The organism is Pseudotabrizicola sp. L79 (genome assembly GCF_036553525.1).
In the GTDB taxonomy this organism is placed as follows: domain Bacteria; phylum Pseudomonadota; class Alphaproteobacteria; order Rhodobacterales; family Rhodobacteraceae; genus Pseudotabrizicola.
Genome location: NZ_JAZHDA010000057.1, coordinates 224998 through 240932, shown reverse-complemented (window position 1 = coordinate 240932; position 15935 = coordinate 224998). Strand labels below are relative to the sequence as shown.

Annotated in this window: 16 protein-coding genes; 15 read left to right on the top strand and 1 reads right to left on the bottom strand. The window is 68.0% G+C overall.

The window, feature by feature from the left end; translation table 11 throughout:
* Positions 1–90 precede the first annotated feature (90 nt).
* Positions 91–315 carry a DUF2188 domain-containing protein gene (locus V3C85_RS19405; RefSeq protein WP_295017495.1) on the bottom strand — a complete coding sequence of 75 codons (225 nt, stop codon included), beginning with the start codon at positions 313–315 and terminating at the stop codon, positions 91–93.
* Positions 316–464: 149 nt separating this feature from the next.
* On the opposite strand from V3C85_RS19405, the gene V3C85_RS19400 reads away from it, so the two are divergent.
* The 15 genes from V3C85_RS19400 to V3C85_RS19330 all read left to right on the top strand — a co-directional run bounded on the left by V3C85_RS19400 (position 465) and on the right by V3C85_RS19330 (position 15928).
* On the top strand, positions 465–1706 hold the full coding sequence (locus V3C85_RS19400; RefSeq protein ID WP_331797239.1) for a helix-turn-helix domain-containing protein: 1242 nt from the start codon (positions 465–467) through the stop codon (positions 1704–1706).
* Between the two features lie 8 nt (positions 1707–1714).
* Positions 1715–2230 carry a hypothetical protein gene (locus V3C85_RS19395; RefSeq protein WP_331797238.1) on the top strand — a complete coding sequence of 172 codons (516 nt, stop codon included), beginning with the start codon at positions 1715–1717 and terminating at the stop codon, positions 2228–2230.
* A gap of 33 nt (positions 2231–2263) precedes the next feature.
* Positions 2264–2683, top strand: coding sequence for an acyl-CoA transferase (locus V3C85_RS19390; protein WP_331797237.1), 420 nt, complete (start codon positions 2264–2266; stop codon positions 2681–2683).
* Between the two features lie 24 nt (positions 2684–2707).
* Positions 2708–3646 (top strand): phage tail tube protein, encoded by a 939-nt coding sequence (locus tag V3C85_RS19385; RefSeq protein ID WP_331797236.1) that lies wholly within the window; start codon positions 2708–2710, stop codon positions 3644–3646.
* Positions 3647–3657: 11 nt separating this feature from the next.
* Complete coding sequence (locus V3C85_RS19380; protein WP_331797234.1) at positions 3658–4095, top strand: hypothetical protein; 438 nt, start codon at positions 3658–3660, stop codon at positions 4093–4095.
* Positions 4096–4157: 62 nt separating this feature from the next.
* Positions 4158–4322, top strand: a complete 165-nt coding sequence (locus V3C85_RS19375; RefSeq protein ID WP_187644699.1) for a DUF7697 family protein — start codon at positions 4158–4160, stop codon at positions 4320–4322.
* 27 nt (positions 4323–4349) lie between these two features.
* Positions 4350–6854, top strand: coding sequence for a phage tail tape measure C-terminal domain-containing protein (locus V3C85_RS19370; protein WP_331797231.1), 2505 nt, complete (start codon positions 4350–4352; stop codon positions 6852–6854).
* Entirely contained in the window at positions 6854–7480 is a 627-nt protein-coding gene (locus V3C85_RS19365; RefSeq protein ID WP_331797230.1) for a DUF2460 domain-containing protein, read from the top strand. Before V3C85_RS19370 ends, V3C85_RS19365 begins: the two co-directional genes overlap by 1 nt.
* 12 nt (positions 7481–7492) lie before the next feature.
* Positions 7493–7783: a hypothetical protein gene (locus V3C85_RS19360; RefSeq protein WP_331797229.1), complete on the top strand. Its 291-nt coding sequence runs from the start codon at positions 7493–7495 to the stop codon at positions 7781–7783.
* A gap of 22 nt (positions 7784–7805) precedes the next feature.
* Complete coding sequence (locus V3C85_RS19355) at positions 7806–8456, top strand: lysozyme (RefSeq protein WP_331797227.1); 651 nt, start codon at positions 7806–7808, stop codon at positions 8454–8456.
* Positions 8453–8662 (top strand): hypothetical protein, encoded by a 210-nt coding sequence (locus tag V3C85_RS19350; RefSeq protein ID WP_136646700.1) that lies wholly within the window; start codon positions 8453–8455, stop codon positions 8660–8662. Before V3C85_RS19355 ends, V3C85_RS19350 begins: the two co-directional genes overlap by 4 nt.
* Positions 8659–9543, top strand: coding sequence for a DUF2163 domain-containing protein (locus V3C85_RS19345; protein ID WP_331797223.1), 885 nt, complete (start codon positions 8659–8661; stop codon positions 9541–9543). Before V3C85_RS19350 ends, V3C85_RS19345 begins: the two co-directional genes overlap by 4 nt.
* On the top strand, positions 9540–9986 hold the full coding sequence (locus V3C85_RS19340) for an NlpC/P60 family protein (protein ID WP_331797222.1): 447 nt from the start codon (positions 9540–9542) through the stop codon (positions 9984–9986). The genes V3C85_RS19345 and V3C85_RS19340 overlap by 4 nt, the downstream gene beginning before the upstream one ends.
* A 9-nt stretch (positions 9987–9995) precedes the next feature.
* Positions 9996–13994, top strand: a complete 3999-nt coding sequence (locus tag V3C85_RS19335) for a baseplate multidomain protein megatron (protein WP_331797220.1) — start codon at positions 9996–9998, stop codon at positions 13992–13994.
* Positions 13995–14005: 11 nt separating this feature from the next.
* Positions 14006–15928, top strand: coding sequence for a DUF2793 domain-containing protein (locus V3C85_RS19330; RefSeq protein WP_331797218.1), 1923 nt, complete (start codon positions 14006–14008; stop codon positions 15926–15928).
* Positions 15929–15935 lie beyond the last annotated feature (7 nt).

Sequence of the window (15935 nt, the reverse complement as noted above, 5' to 3'; positions counted from 1 at the left end):
GCCGGGGCTGATTGTGGCGAACTGGGTGGAGGGGCAGTTCTGAGGCGCGAGTGGTCGCGCGGAGGACCATAAAGGTCCTCCGCGCGTTTCTCAGCCGCGGGGCGGGAACGGGTCGTTTCCGTAGCTATTGCGCTCGCGGATCCGGCCGTCACGTCCGTGGATCAGAACTTCGCTCTGCTGGTTGCGCGCAATCTCGGTGGCCCGATTGATTGCTTCGGCCTGAGTGCCGTAACGCGCCGTGTCGCGGTTGTTCCCAGCGCCAAGGACTGCCCAACCGTCCTCGCGCCGAACCACGTGCTGGTTCTTGCCTGCCATTTCCATCACCTCCTTTCGGTGGCATGCCGACGATGTGGTGTGTGACAATCGAACGTTCAAGTAAGAATTTGACGTTATGGTTCTGGCAGCCTATCTTGTGCCCATGCAAGGGCCGGGAGAAGCCCGACATGCACACCGAGGAACCCGTCATGAATCGCATCGAATTGTCCCGTCGACTGAGGGAGGCACGAGAACTCGCATCAATCAGTCAGGGTGAAGTGGCTGAAGCTCTTGGCCTTCCCCGTACGGCTGTCACGCAGATCGAAGGAGGGAACCGCGCGGTATCCACCATGGAACTTGCGCGACTGGCGGACCTCTATCGTCGGCCAGTCAGCTGGTTCCTCGCAGACGTTCCGGACGCTGATGAAGACGTAGTAGTGGCGCTGCATCGGATTGCACCTGGCATCGATGCAACTCCGGAAATCCGGATCGAGGTAGACCGCTGCGTGCAGATCTGCCGTGAAGGTGTCAGTTTGGAAGAGTTGCTCGGGCGTGAAGAGCGCGATGGGCCGCCTGCGTACCGTGAGCCAGTACCAAGATCGACCGGGGAAGCTGTCGCTCAGGGCGAGCGGGTCGCTGAACAGGAACGGAGACGCCTCGAACTTGGGAGCGCTCCGATTGCCGACATGGCGGGACTGCTGGGCGATCAGGGGATCTGGGCATCGGTGGTGGATCTTCCTCACACCATGTCAGGACTGTTCCTGCATCATCCGAGCATTGGCATGGCAGTGCTCGTGAATGCGGCGCATGTGCGTGCGCGCCAGCGTTTCTCACTAGCGCATGAGTATGCGCATGCCCTTCTTGATCGCGACCGTGTGGTTGGCGTGAGCAGCGCCGACAACAGCCGTGAGCGCATAGAACAGCGCGCGAACGCTTTCGCCGCAGCCTTCCTGCTTCCGGAGGCCGGTCTCGAGGAAGAGCTGCGACAGCTCGGCAAGGGTCAGCCTGCACGTACCGATCAGATCGTCTTTGATGTGGCGACCGGTGGAAGCATACAGGGCCAGCTGCGTCCGGCACCTCGCTCCCAGACGATCGGCTTTCAAGACGTCGCGTTTATCGCGCACAGGTTCGGCGCAAGCTATCAGGCGGCGGTCTATCGACTGAAGAGCCTGCGCCACATCAATCAGCCGGAAAGCGACCTGCTGTTGTCTCCCGAGCAAGAGGAAGCGGGAAAGGACTACCTGCGGGCCTTGGACCTCTTCGAGGATATTGAGGCGCCAGTCAGCAACAAGAGAGGAACCCGAGAGCTTCGGAGCCGCGTGGCTCACCTGGCCCTTGAGGCTTATCGGCTGGGCGAGATTTCGCGAGGACGCCTTCTGGATGTGGGTAAGACCATCGGCGTCGATGGGCGCAAGTTGCTCGAACTTGCTGAGGCCGCGCGAGCTGAGTGACGTCCAACATGCTGAATCCTCCGCCCGTTGTCCTCGTCACAGACACCTCTGTGCTGGTGAACTTCCTCCGGATCGATCGGATGGATCTGATCCGGAACCTTTCACCGCAGTTCCTCGTGACAGACCATGCCGTCGGCGAAATCACGGAGGTCTATGGGGACCAATTGGCGCGGTTCGAAGCTGCGTTGACCGCAGGATGCTGCGAAGTTTGCCGGGTGGAGAGCGATGCAGCCTTGGAGATGTTTGGACAGCTCACGGGTACGCATCGCCTTGGTATCGGCGAAAGTGCGACGATCGCACATGCGGTGTCGATTGGGGCCGGCGTCGCGCTGGATGACAGGCGTGCTGCGAATGAAGCCCGCCGCATCAGCGATGGCTTGGTCGTTCTCGGCACGGTCGACCTGACCAGACAAATGATCGTCGAAGGTTTGCTAAGTGTAGAGGTCGCTGACGCCATCAAGGACGATTGGGCGACGAACCACCGTTTCAGACTGAAGATCGGGAGCTTCAGGGAACTTCTCTGACGGTGCAAACCGCTAACGTACCAAGGCGGAAACATGCCCACCCCCCGCGAAACCATCCTCGCCGCGCTGCATGCGCGGCTTATGGCGCTGCCCGCCACCGCCCTGCGCGGCGACGTGCTGCCAGAGCGCGTGCCAACCGCAGGCCTCCTGATCCTGCGCGACGGCGAGCCGGGGGAGCCCGAGGTGACGCTGTCGCCGCTGCGCTACCACTACCAGCACCGCGCCGAGATCGAGGCGGTCGTGCAGGGTGCCACGCGTGACGCTGCCTTCGACACGCTCTGCTCCAGCATCGGCGCGGCGGTTGCCGCCGACCGGACACTGGGCGGTCTCTGCGACTGGGTCGAAGCGGAGGCACCGCGCCCGGTCGATCTGGCCGTGGAGGGTGCCGCCAGTCTGAAGGCGGCGGTGATCCCGGTCAACCTGCACTATTCCGCGGCCGATCCGCTGGCCTAACCCCATTCACGATAGGAGTACACGATGGCACGAGCCCATGGGGCGCGGGCGCAGATGGCGCTTGCGTTCGAGACCGTCTATGGCACCGCGCCCGCCTCGGGCTATCGGACGGTGCCCTTCGCCAGCACCACACTCGGCTCCGAACAGCCGCTGATCGCCTCGGAACTGCTGGGCCAGGGGCGCGACCCGTTGGCCCCGATCAAGGACGCAGTTACCGCCGATGGCGATGTCGTGGTGCCGATTGACGTCGAGAACTTCGGCCTCTGGCTGAAAGCGGCCTTCGGTCAGCCGACGACCACCGGCACGACGCCCAAGACCCACACCTTCCAGTCCGGCAACTGGACGCTGCCCAGCATGGCCATCGAGACGGCGATGCCTGAGGTGCCGCGCTACGCCATGTACACCGGCTGCGTTTGCGATCAGTTGTCGTGGCAGATGGCGCGGTCGGGCCTGCTGACCGCGACCGCCCGGCTGGTGGCACAGGGCGAGACCGTCGCGGCGGCCACGGCCGCTGGCACGCCCACTGCATTGGCGCTGCAGCGCTTCGGGCACTTCAACGGGGCGATCACTCGCAATGGCACGCCGCTCGGCAATGTCATCTCGGCCGAGGTCACCTATTCCAACGGCCTCGACCGGATCGAGACCATCCGCTCGGACGGGCGCATCGAGGGGGCCGACCCCGGCATGGCCGCGCTGACGGGCCGGGTGGAGGTACGCTTTGCCGACACCACGCTGATCACGCAGGCCATCGACGGCACGTCGTGCGAGTTGGTCTTCGCCTGGAGCCTCGGCGCGAACGCCAGCTTCACCTTCACCGCGCATGCCGTCTACCTGCCGCGCCCCCGGATCGAGATCCCGGGCCCGCAGGGCATCCAGGCCACCTTCGACTGGCAGGCGGCCAAGGCCACAAGCCCCGCCCGCATGTGCACCGCCGTCCTCGTCAACACCGTCGCAACCTATTGAGAACGCCCGTCATGCTGACCCTCGACCTCACCAACGCGCCGCAGTGGTGCGACCTCCTTCCCGGCGTGCGTGTGAAGCTCCGCCCGCTGACCACGGCCCTGATGGTCTCGGCGCGGGGAGATCCCCCGATTGCCGACCTGCCCGAGGGGGCCGCGACCGAGGAAGCCGCGCTCGCCATGGCCAAGGCGCTGGCCCGGCGCGCGATCCTCGCATGGGAGGGGATCGGCGATGCCGATGGCACTCCCATCGATCCGAGCCCCGAGGCCATCGATGCGCTTCTCGACATCTGGCCTGCCTTCGAGGCGTTCCAGACCCTGTACGTCGCCAAAGCCCTCCTGCTGGACGCGGAAAAAAACGCCTCTGCGCCCTTGCCGACTGGTCCTACGGCGGGGGCGAAGGCTACTGCGCGGCATGTGCAGGAACCTGTCCCGACTGCCCCGCACGGCTGAACCGGCCGCTGACGCTTGAGGGCGCTCAAGTCTGGGATCTCGCGCAGCGCCTTGGCGGGCAGATGCGCGTCATTCCCGGTGCGGTCATCGGCTGGGACATGGGCGCGGCGCTGGCCTTGGGCGCCGCCCTCGGCATCTCCCCGCCTGCCATCGCCGAGCTGTTGCCCGCCCTCGAGGCGGTGATGGTCCGCCGCGTCAACGAGCAGATCGCAGCGAACCGCGACTGATACCACTCCAACCGGAGCCCCGATCCCATGGCCGAGAAACGCGTCTCCGTCCGGCTCGCCGCCGTCGGCGGCCGCCAGGTGCGCGCCGAACTGGAGGGCGTGGGCGAGGCTGGGGCGAAGGGCCTCGGCCGCCTGTCGCGCGAGATGGAACTGGCGAACACCCGCCTGGCCGCCTTTGCGCGCCGAGCCGGTTTTGCCCTCGGGGCCGCCGCTGCCGCCGCGACAGCCTCGCTCGGCCTGATTGTCCGATCCACCGCCGAGAGTGCCGCGCAGATCCGACAGTTCGCACAGGTCGCCAATGCCACGCCCGAGGCGCTCCAGCGCTGGTCGGCCGGGGCGCGGACGGTCGGGATCGAGCAGGAGAAGCTCGCCGACATCCTGAAGGACGTGAACGACCGGGTCGGGGATTTCCTGCAGACCGGCGGCGGGCCGATGGCGGATTTCTTCGAGAACGTCGCCCCGCGCGTGGGCGTCACGGCCGACCAGTTCGCGCGGCTGTCGGGGCCGGAGGCGCTGCAGCTCTACGTCGACACGCTGGAACGCGCCGGTCTCAGCCAGCAGGAGATGACCTTCTATCTCGAGGCCATGGCCTCGGACGCCACGCGCTTGCTGCCGCTTCTGCGCAACGGCGGGGCCGAGATGGCGCGGCTGGGCGACCAGGCCTCCGACCTCGGCGCCGTTCTGGATAGCGACGCGCTGGAAGCTCTGCGTCGCACCCAACTCGCGCTGGGCACAGTCTCTCTGGTCTTCGACGGTCTGCGCAACCGCATCGCGGTCGCCGTGGCCCCGACCATCGAGGCGCTTGCCAATGCCTTCGTCGCACTGGCCTCCGATGGCGGCATCCTGCGCTCGGCCATCGACACGCTGATCGGCAACCTTGGAAGGCTGGCGTCCTATGCCGCAACCTTCGCCGCCGTCATGGCCGGGCGCTGGGTAGCAGGACTGGCGGCCGCTGCTCTGTCGGTTCGCGGCCTCGCAACGGCGCTCGTGTTCCTGCGCGGTGCCCTCATCCGCACCGGCATCGGGGCGTTGATCGTCGGCGCGGGCGAGCTGGTCTACCAGTTCTCGCAGCTTGTCGCCCGTGTCGGCGGCGTGGGCGAGGCCTTCCGCCTGCTCGGCGATCTGGCCCGCGAGGTCTGGTCCCGTATCGGGCTGTCGCTGGACGCTGCCCTCGCGCGGATGGCGGCCGGGTGGGAGGGGCTGAAGGCGGCCGGTCTCTCGGCCCTCGAGGGCACCATCGCAGGCGTCGTCAGCTTCGGCGACCGGACGGCCGCAATCTTCCAAGGGGCCTATGACGCGGCGGTGGCGATCTGGGGAAATCTGCCGGGGGCCATCGGCGACTTCGCCTTTCAGGCCGCGAATGGCCTGATTTCCGGCGTCGAGGCGATGCTGAACGGCGTCGTCACGCGCATCAACAGTTTCATCGAAACGCTGAACGCGGCCCTCGCGCTGCTGCCCGAATGGGCCACCGGCGAAGGTGGCGTGCGGATCGGCACTCTCGATCCGGTGGAACTGGAGCGCATCGGCAACCCGTTTGAGGGGGCCGCGACCGCTGCTGGTGCCGCCGCCGCAGATGCCTTCTCGGCTGCGCTGGCACGCATCTATCTGGAACCGCCCGATCTTGGCCTCGGTGCCATGGCTGAGGATGCCCGCGCCCGGGCAGACGGCTATCGCGAGGCGGCCGGGATGTTGGCTGACGCCGCCGGTCGGCCGCTCGCCAGCTGGCAGGCGCTGAAGGAAGCGGTGACCGGCACGGGGGCCGAAGCAGAGACAGCACTCGCCGAGGCTGCCGCCTCGGCCGATGCCCTAACCACCGGGCTGAACGACACGGCCAGCGCCGCCGAAGGCGCAGGCGGTGCTGCGCGCGACGCGGGGGCGGCAGCGGCCGACGGCGCGGACACGGCGCTCTCCGGCTGGCAGGCCGTCACCGCCGCACTCGCCGACTATGCCGCCAAGGCGCGCGACATTGGCGGGGATATCGGCAGCGCGCTGGTCGGGGCCTTCCAGAGCGCCGAGAACGCCATCGGTGACTTCGTGAAGACCGGCAAACTCGACTTCCGCGATCTGGTGACCTCGATGATCGCCGATCTTGCGAAGCTGGCCGCGCGCCGCTTCATCCTCGGTCCCATCGCAAACGCCCTTTCCGGCGCGCTGGGCGGGGCGGGCGTTCGCGGGGCTTACGCGGCCCCACTGGGGCCACGGTCCCCGCTCACCTTCGCCAACATCCTGCATGCGGGCGGGATGGTCGGCGCCCCCGGTCCCGGCCGGATGGTCCCGGCATTGGCTTTTGCCGGTGCGCCGCGCGTGCACAATGGCGGCTGGGCTGGGCTGCGGCCCGACGAGGTGCCAGCGATCCTGCAACGCGGGGAGCGGGTCCTCTCGCGCAGGGAAGCGGCGGGATACGGCCAGTCGGTTGCCTCCACCGTCAACGTCACGATCAACGCCCGCGACGCCGAGAGTTTCCGGCAGTCGCGCACGCAGGTCGCGAGCGACATCGCCCGAGCTGTGTCGCTGGGTCGGAGGGGGATGTGATGGCCTTCCACGAGGTCCGGTTTCCGGACAACATCAGCCGCGGGGCACGCGGTGGACCTGAACGCCGCACCCAGATCGTCGAGCTGGCGAGCGGGGCCGAGGAGCGCAACGCCAGCTGGGCTAACAGCCGCCGCCGCTATGATGTCGCCTACGGCATCCGCCGCGCCGACGATCTGGCCGCGGTCGTGGCCTTCTTCGAGGCCCGCAATGGCCGTCTCCACGGCTTTCGTTTCAAGGACTGGGCCGACTTCAAGTCCTGCATGCCATCTCAGACACCGGTGCCGACCAACCAGCCGATTGGCACTGGCAACGGGTCAGCCACCCTGTTTCAGCTGACCAAGCGCTACACTTCGGGCGCTCAGTCCTGGGCACGGGCCATCACCAAGCCTGTCGCGGGAACCGTGACCATCGCCCTGAACGGCACGCCCCAGGCCTCCGGCTGGTCGGTCTCGACCGCGACGGGCTTGGTGACCTTCACCACCGCCCCCGCGGCAGGCGTGGCCATCACCGCGGGCTTCGAATTCGACGTCCCCGTCCGCTTCGACACCGACGCCCTCGACGTCACCCTCGATCTCGAACGTCTCGGGTCGATCACCTCGATCCCCCTCGTCGAACTCCGCCTCTGAAGGACCGATCCCATGTCGGAACCCACGACCGTGCGCATGGGCGCACTGGCCGCCTACCTGAGCCTTGCCCTCGCGCTGTCGGCGCAGGGCGGGGCCGCGATCTGGTGGGCGGGCACGCAGAACACCCGCCTGACCTCGCTCGAGGCGCGGGTGGCCGAGCTTCTCTCCACCTCTCCGCTCTACCACCGCCAGATCGTCGAGGCCGACCGGCGCATCGCCGTCATCGACGAGCGGATCGCCAACATCCTCGCCCGGATCGAGGCGCTGACCGCCGCGCTCGAACGCCGCCACGACGCCCCCTGATTTCTCCAGAAGGACCATCGCCATGCAGGCCACCGACCGGGGGCTTCTCGCCCTGATCCGGCACGAAGGCGTCGTGCCCGGAGCCTATCTCGACGTGAAGGACGTCTGGACCTTCGGCATCGGCCATACGGCTGCGGCCGGGCCGCCCGATCCGGCCCGGATGCCGCGCGGGATGCCAGCTGATCTCAATGCCGGGATCCGCGAGGCGTTCCAGCTCTTTCGCACCGACCTCGCCGCCTACGAGGCCGAGGTCCTGCGCGCGGTGAAGGTGCCGCTTGAACCCCACGAGTTCGATGCGCTGGTCAGTTTCCACTACAACACGGGTGGCATCGCCAAGGCCGCGCTGACACGCCACCTGAACGCGGGCAACCGCAGGGCAGCCGCGGCGGCCTTCATGGGCTGGCTGCGTCCTGCCGACATTCGGCCCCGGCGCGAGGCCGAGCGCGATCTCTTCGCCCGTGGCAGATACCCGACCGGCACCATCCCGGTCTGGTCGGTCGACCGCAATGGCCGGGTAGATTTCTCGCGACCGATCCGTCGGCTCAGCGAGGCCGAGGCGCTGGCCTTGCTGCGCCCGAGCGGCACGCCGATGCCGCCTCCCTCCCAATCCATCACAGCGCCGACCTGGTGGCAGCGACTTGCCAGCCTCATCACCGGAAAGGAAACGACATGAACTGGACCTTCGCCCGCGGCCTCGTCTATCTCGCCTGCCTCGTCGCCTCCGGTCTCGCCATGGCGGGGCTGGCGGATTTCGACCTGGCGACCGGGACCTTCGACCTCAGGCCCTTCAACCTCTACGCCCTGACCGGCGCGGCCGGTGGTGTCGTATCCTCGGCACTGGCCTCGATCGCGCTCTGGCGCGGCTGGGGGCGCAGATGAAGTCCCTTTCATCCGCGCTGCAGGCCCATCTCGACGAGGGCACGACGACGCTCGCCTGGTGCTGGCGGATCACCCGGGCGGACGGCGTGACCTTCGGCTTCACCGACCACGACCGGACGCTCACCTTCGACGGCACCGAATTCGAACCGGAAAGCGGGCTCACGGCGTCAGAGGTGCGATCCGGCTCCGACCTTTCCGTCGATGCGCAGGATGCCCAAGGCGTGCTGTCTTCCGACCGGATCACCGAGACCGACATCCTCGACGGCCGATGGGACAATGCAGCAGTCGAGGTCTGGCGGGTGAACTGGTCGGCACCGGCGCAGCGCGGGCTCCTGCGCCGCGGGGCCATCGGCCAGATCAGGCGCGGGCGGCTCGCCTTCGTGGCCGAAGTTCGCAGCCTTGCCCACATCCTCGGCCAGACGGTCGGGCGGACGTTTCAGGCGAGCTGCGATGCCGCGTTGGGCGATACGCGCTGCGGGGTGAACCTCGAGGCCCCAGCCTTCAAGGGCAGCGGCGCGGTGATCGATGTGCTCCGGGATCGGGCCTTCACGGCCTCCGGCCTCGGTAGTTTCGCGGCGGGCTGGTTCGCCTTCGGGCTGGTCGAATGGACCAGCGGCGCGAACGCGGGGCGGCGGGCCGAAGTGCTGTCGCATGACCTCGTCGACGGAGTGGCGATCCTGACCCTGCTCGAGGCGCCGGTACAACCGATCACGGCGACGGACGCGTTCGTCATCCGGGCGGGTTGCGACAAGCGGATCGCCACTTGTGGCACGAAGTTCGCCAATGTCGCCAACTTCCGGGGCTTCCCGCACATACCGGGGCAGGACGCCGTGCTGCGCTACGCCACCAAGGATGGCGGCCACGAGGGAGCGGTGCTGTGACCCTATCACACCGGACCGCTGATCCCGCTCTTGTCATCGCCGTCGCGCGGTCCTGGCTTGGCACGCCCTATCACGACCAGGCCAGCTTGCGCGGGGTCGGTTGCGACTGCCTCGGCCTCGCGCGCGGTGTCTGGCGCGAGGTGGTCGGGCCGGAGCCATTTCCGATCCCGCCCTATAGCCGCGATTGGGGCGAGACCGGGCCGCGCGAGGTGCTGGCGGACGGGGCGCGACGGATGATGCCGGAAATCGCACCCGCAGATGCGCCGCCCGGTGCGCTGATCCTGCTCCGGATGATGCCACGCGCCATCGCCAAGCATGTGGGCATCCTGACCGGACCTGACACCTTCCTGCACGCCTATGAACGCCTCGGCGTGATCGAAGAACCGCTAACACCTGCATGGCGACGCCGCATCGCCTTCGCCTTCCTGTTCCCCGCACGCTGAGATTCTTCCATGGCAACGCTTGTCCTCGGTGCCATCGGTTCCGCCATCGGCGGGGCCTTCGGCGGCGCGATCCTCGGCTTCTCTGGCGCCGCGATCGGTGGCTTCATCGGTTCAACCATCGGTTCGGTCGTCGACAGCTGGATCGTGTCCTCGCTGGCGCCTTCCCAGAAGATAGAGGGCCAGCGGCTCGACAGCCTGCGGATCACCTCCGCGACCGAGGGCGCGATCATCCCACGCCTCTACGGGCGCATGCGCATCGGCGGCAACATCATCTGGGCGACCGATTTCCGCGAGGAGACGAAGACCACCACGCAGGGTGGCGGCAAGGGCGGTGGCGGCGGAAGGGTCCAGACGACCGAGTATCTGTACTACGCCAGCTTTGCGGTCGCCTTGTGCGAAGGCCCGATCACCGGCATCGGCCGCATCTGGGCCGACGGCAAGCCGCTCGACATGTCGGGGATCACCTGGCGCTGGTATCCCGGCAACGAGACCCAGACGCCTGACCCGTTCATTGCGGCCAAGATGGGGGCCGCCAACACCCCGGCCTATCGCGGCACAGCCTACGTCGTCTTCGAGGAACTGCCGCTATCGACCTACGGCAACCGCCTGCCGCAGCTCAGCTTCGAGGTGTTCCGGCCCTTGGCCGATCCCGATACCGCCGAGGGGTTGGTCAAGGCGGTGACGATGATCCCCGCTTCGGGCGAGTTCACCTATGCGACGGAGGCTGTCCGGAAGACCGTGGGCGCCACGACCACGGTCTTCGGCCAGACCACGGGAGGCACGACCTCGGCCGAGAACCAGAACGCGCTGCCGGACGAGGCCGACATCGTCGTGGCGCTGGACCGCCTGCAAGCCATGGCCCCGGCTGTGGAGAGCGTCAGCCTGGTCGTCGCCTGGTTCGGCGATGACCTGCGCGCGGGGAACTGCACGATCAAGCCCGGCGTCGAAGTGGCGACGAAGGTCACCAGCCCCAAGGTCTGGACGGTCAACGGCGTGGCACGGGCCGCCGCTCATCTCGTCAGCCGTGACGCCGAGGACCGTCCGGTCTATGGCGGCACGCCCGCCGACTTTGCGGTGGTGCAGGCGATCCGGGAGATGAAGGTGCGCGGGTTGCGGGTGACCTTCTATCCCTTCCTGCTCATGGACGTGCCGCCCGGCAACACGCTACCGAACCCATACAGCGCGAATGCCGCCACACCCGGCCAGCCTTCCTTCCCTTGGCGCGGCCGGATCACCTGCTCCCCGGCGGCAGGCTTCGCAGGGACCGCCGACAAGACCGCCGTAGCGTCCACGCAGGTCGCAGCCTTCTTCGGTGCTGCCACCCCGGCGCAGTTCGCGCTGTCGGGCGATACCGTCAGCTGGACCGGGCCCTCCGGCGATTGGGGCCTGCGCCGGATGATCCTGCATTACGCCCATCTCTGCGCGGTGGCGGGCGGTGTCGACGCGTTCCTGATCGGGACCGAGATGCGCGGGCTGACCACCATCCGCTCCAGCGCCAGCGCCTATCCCGCCGTGACCGCCTTCAAGGCGCTGGCGGCGGATGTGAAGGCCATCCTCGGGCTGGGCACCAAGGTGGGCTACGCCTCCGACTGGTCGGAGTACTTCGGCCACCAGCCCGGCGATGGCACCGGGGATGTGTTCTTCCACCTCGATCCGCTCTGGTCGGATGCGAACATCGACTTCATCGGCATCGACAACTACATGCCGCTCTCCGACTGGCGCGACGGTTTCGACCATGCCGACGCCCTCGAGGGCTGGCCCGGCATCCATGACCGGGCCTACCTGCAGGCCAACATTGCCGGGGGCGAGGGCTTCGACTGGTTCTATGCCAGCGCCGCCGACCGGTCGGCCCAGATCCGGACGCCTATCACGGACGGTGCCACAGGCAAACCGTGGGTGTTCCGTTACAAGGATCTGCGCGCCTGGTGGTCGAATCCGCATTTCAACCGCCCGGGCGGGGTGGAAAGCGGCACGCCCACGGCATGGGTGTCGCAATCAAAGCCCGTCTGGTTCACCGAACTGGGGTGCCCTGCCATCGACCGGGGCACCAACCAGCCGAACGTGTTCTTCGACCCGAAGTCCTCGGAGAGCTTCACGCCCTACTTCTCCCGCGGCTGGCGCGACGACGCGATCCAGCGTGCCTATTTGGAGGCCAGCTATCTCTGGTGGGGCGATGCCGCGAACAACCCGACCTCATCCGTTTACGGCGGCCGGATGGTGCATGTGCCGGAATGCGCCGCCTGGACCTGGGACGCGCGGCCCTATCCCTTCTTCCCCGAACTGACCGGCGTCTGGACCGATGGCCCGAACTGGCGGCTCGGTCACTGGCTGACCGGGCGGCTGGGCGCGGTATCTCTGGCGGCACTCGTGCGGCATCTCTGCCTGCGCGCTGGGCTGGCGGAAAGCCTGATCGACGTCTCTGGCCTCTGGGGCGCGGTCGAGGGCTATGTGATCGGGGCCCTTGAGTCCCCCCGCGCGTCGATTTCCACCTTGGCCCGGCACTTTGGGTTCGATGCCATCGAGACCGAAGGCGTGATCCGTTTCGTGATGCGCGGGCGCGCCTCGGTCGCCACGCTGGCCATCGACGATCTGGTGGCCAGCCGTGAGGGCGACGCCTTCGAACTAACCCGTGGTCAGGAGACCGAACTGCCCCAAGCCCTGAAGTGGCAGGTCGCGCGGGCGGATGAGGATTACGACGCGGCGCTGGTCGAGGCGCGGCGCATCACAGTCGACACCACCCGCATCGCGTCCGAGTCCTTCCCGATGGCCATTCCGCCCGAAGAGGCCGAACGCCACTGCCGCCGCGCGCTGATGGAAGCCTGGATCGGCCGGGAAAGCGCCACCTTCCGCCTTCCGCCCTCGCGGTTGGCGCTGGACCCTGCCGACGTGATCCGGCTCGCGCATGACGGCCGCGAGGTCGAGTTCCGCCTCGTCTCGGTCGCAGATGCCGAGGCGCGCGGGATCGAGGCGGTGCGCCAAGACCGGGCCGCCTACGATCTGCCACCCGGCGATCCGCGGCCCGCTTCGCTCGCCAGCCCCGTCGTCTTTGGCACGCCGGAGGTGGTGATGCTGGACCTTCCGCAGATCAGCGAAGACCAACCCGACCATCGCCCCCTGATCGCCGCCCATGCCAGCCCCTGGCCGGGTGAGATCGCGGTGTTCCGGAGCGCCTCGACGGATGGCTACAATCTGCTGACCACCTTCGGCCGTCGCGCGCGGATTGGTACGCTGGCCTTCGACTTCTTTCCCGGGCCAACCTCCCGCTTCGATCTGGGCAACGCACTGGTCGTCGATCTGCTGTCGGGCACGCTGGAAAGCGTGACCGACGTCGCGCTGTTCGGCGGGGTCAATGCGCTGGCGGTCGAGGCGGCAGCAGGGGTGTGGGAGATCGTCCAAGCGGGTGCAGCCGAGTTGATCGCCCCCGGCCGGTACCGCCTGACCCGCCTCCTGCGCGGCCAGCGCGGAACGGAACATGCCATGGGCAATCCGACACCGGCTGGCGCGCGAGTTGTGGTTCTGGATACCACGCTGGCCTCGCTGCCCATCGCCGAGGCCGATCTCGGCTTGCCTTGGAACTGGCGCGTGGGCCCGGCCGCGCGCGCCGTCAGCGATGCGAGCTACGCCGCGCTGGCCTTTACCCTGACCGGGCGGGGCCTTGTCCCCTTCGCGCCGGTCCATGTCGAACAGCCATGGCGAACGGCGCGCAGCCCCGGCGATCTGACGATCCGCTGGACGCGCAGATCCCGCGCGCTGGTCGCCGATGCCTGGGAGCAGGTCGAGGTGCCGATCGCAGAAGACCAGGAAAGCTACGACGTCCAGATCCTCGACGGCGCTGCGATCAAGCGTACGCTGACCAGCAGCACGACCTCTGTCCTCTATACCCCCGCCCAGCAGACCGCCGATTGGGGCGCGCCGCTCGCGCCCGGCCAGGTGCTGGCGATCCGCATCTTCCAGCTCTCGAACCGCCTCGGCCGCGGCACACCCGCGACCGTGTCCCTCCAGTTCTGACGGGAACTCCCATGTCCGACACCACCACCCACCTGGGTCTGCCCTATCTTCTGGCGGCGCAGGCGCAGAAGCATGTCACCCACAACGAGGCCCTGCGCCTGCTCGATGCTATGGTGCAGCTCTCGGTCCTGGACCGCACGCGCACCGCGCCCCCGGCCAGCCCCACCGACGGCAACCGGCATCTTGTGGCCTCCGGCGCGACTGGCCTCTGGGCCGGGTGGGATCTGAACATCGCCTTCTGGGTCGACGGCGCGTGGATCCGGCTGGTGCCGCGCACCGGCTGGCTGGTCTGGGTCGCAGCCGAGGGGCTCTTTCTTGTCTGGACAGGCAGCGCCTGGGAGGTCGTGGGCGAGCCGCGCGACGTGTCGGACGCGGTCTTCAGCCTGGTGAACGATGCCGATCCCACAAAGAGGGCGACCTTCTCGCTGGCGGGCATCAGCGCCGGGACGACGCGCAGTTTCACTCTGCCCAACAGCTCGTCGGAGCTGGCGATCCTTGCAGGCACACAGACATTCACCGGCAACAAGACGTTTTCGGGGACTCTGACCGCCTCGGGCACGGTCACCGTCTCGGCAGCGTCCGCCAGCATCGGCACGGCCACGACGACCGCCACCTACGGGATGGGCACCGGCGCCACGACGACGGGCGTGACCAAGACCGTGAACATCGGCACGGGCGGCGCGTCTGGATCGACGACGGTCGTCAATATCGGCTCGGCCACCGCCGGGGCGGGCGGCACCACGGTGGTGAACACGCCCACCGTCACATTCGCCAATGCCGTCACGCAGGTCGGCATGCCGCAGGCAAACCTGACCGCGCAGCTGCTCGGCCTCGGCGGTGCCACGGCCGACAGCTACAACCGCATCTCGGTCAACACGCCCGCTGTGCTCCTGAACAACGCAGGCGCCGGGATCGAAGCCACCGTCAACAAGGCTGCGGCCGCGAACGACGCGGCCTTCGCCTTCAAGACCGGGTTCTCGGCCCGCGCCCTCATCGGGTTGCTCGGGAATGACGATTTCGGCTTCAAGGTCAGCCCGGATGGGTCGGCCTTCTACGACGCGATCCGCATTGACCGGACCAACGGCCAAGTGGAACTGCCGCAGCCGACAATCCTGCCGGGGCTCTCGGCCGCGCCGCCGCCGCCGCCCGCGGGCAAGGCCTCGGTCTATGCGCGCACCCGCGCCGGTGCGCCGTGGATCGACGTGATGCGCCCCTCTGGCCGGGACTTTCCGCTCCAGCCGCATTTCGGGGTGAACCGCATCGCCAACTGGTCCCCCTCCGTTAGCACCACGATCACGACCGAAGGCTTGCCGATCACCTCGGTCGGCACCGTTTCACACCCGACGCTGGCCGCGACGAACCTTGCTGCTTCCATGCGCCGCTGGCGCCTGACCTCTGCGGCGGTCGTGGACTCGGTGGCCGATCAGCGCTCCGCAGGCTGGGCCTGCTGGCGCGGCAATGCCGCAGGCCTCGGCGGCTGGACCTTCGTGACGCGGATTTCGCTGACCACCCTGCAGGCGACAGGGATGGCCTTCTTCGGCCTCTACGGATCGACGGCGGCGCTGGCCACCACCCTGACGCTGGCCTCGGCCATCAACTGCATCGGGATCGGCTTCCAGCGCGGGACGCACACCCGTTGGCAACTCGTGGCCAACGACGGCACCGGGGCTCCGACCCTGACCGACTTGGGCGCGAGTTTCGGTATCGCCACCGGCGGCGTGCTGACCCTGTTCATCGCAGCGCCACCGAATGGCAGCTCTGTCTGGGTGCGCGTCGTCGACGAGGTCTCCGGCGCGGTCTTTGAGCAGGAGATCACGGCGGACCTGCCAGCCAGTACGCAGTTCCTGTCGCCCCGCTTGTTCATGAACAACGGAGCAACAGCGGCGGCAGTCGCTTACGATTGCTCTGGGCTCTATGTCGAAACTGACTATTGATGGCCTT

Excerpts from the sequence above, each read along its gene's own strand:
- V3C85_RS19375 (WP_187644699.1), top strand. The coding sequence starts at position 4,158 with ATGCGCGTCATTCCCGGTGCGGTCATCGGCTGGGACATGGGCGCGGCG.
- V3C85_RS19405 (WP_295017495.1), bottom strand. The coding sequence starts at position 315 with ATGGCAGGCAAGAACCAGCACGTGGTTCGGCGCGAGGACGGTTGGGCA.
- V3C85_RS19380 (WP_331797234.1), top strand. The coding sequence starts at position 3,658 with ATGCTGACCCTCGACCTCACCAACGCGCCGCAGTGGTGCGACCTCCTT.
- V3C85_RS19360 (WP_331797229.1), top strand. The coding sequence starts at position 7,493 with ATGTCGGAACCCACGACCGTGCGCATGGGCGCACTGGCCGCCTACCTG.
- V3C85_RS19365 (WP_331797230.1), top strand. The coding sequence starts at position 6,854 with ATGGCCTTCCACGAGGTCCGGTTTCCGGACAACATCAGCCGCGGGGCA.
- V3C85_RS19370 (WP_331797231.1), top strand. The coding sequence starts at position 4,350 with ATGGCCGAGAAACGCGTCTCCGTCCGGCTCGCCGCCGTCGGCGGCCGC.
- V3C85_RS19390 (WP_331797237.1), top strand. The coding sequence starts at position 2,264 with ATGCCCACCCCCCGCGAAACCATCCTCGCCGCGCTGCATGCGCGGCTT.
- V3C85_RS19330 (WP_331797218.1), top strand. The coding sequence starts at position 14,006 with ATGTCCGACACCACCACCCACCTGGGTCTGCCCTATCTTCTGGCGGCG.
- V3C85_RS19335 (WP_331797220.1), top strand. The coding sequence starts at position 9,996 with ATGGCAACGCTTGTCCTCGGTGCCATCGGTTCCGCCATCGGCGGGGCC.
- V3C85_RS19345 (WP_331797223.1), top strand. The coding sequence starts at position 8,659 with ATGAAGTCCCTTTCATCCGCGCTGCAGGCCCATCTCGACGAGGGCACG.
- V3C85_RS19350 (WP_136646700.1), top strand. The coding sequence starts at position 8,453 with ATGAACTGGACCTTCGCCCGCGGCCTCGTCTATCTCGCCTGCCTCGTC.
- V3C85_RS19400 (WP_331797239.1), top strand. The coding sequence starts at position 465 with ATGAATCGCATCGAATTGTCCCGTCGACTGAGGGAGGCACGAGAACTC.
- V3C85_RS19385 (WP_331797236.1), top strand. The coding sequence starts at position 2,708 with ATGGCACGAGCCCATGGGGCGCGGGCGCAGATGGCGCTTGCGTTCGAG.
- V3C85_RS19355 (WP_331797227.1), top strand. The coding sequence starts at position 7,806 with ATGCAGGCCACCGACCGGGGGCTTCTCGCCCTGATCCGGCACGAAGGC.
- V3C85_RS19395 (WP_331797238.1), top strand. The coding sequence starts at position 1,715 with ATGCTGAATCCTCCGCCCGTTGTCCTCGTCACAGACACCTCTGTGCTG.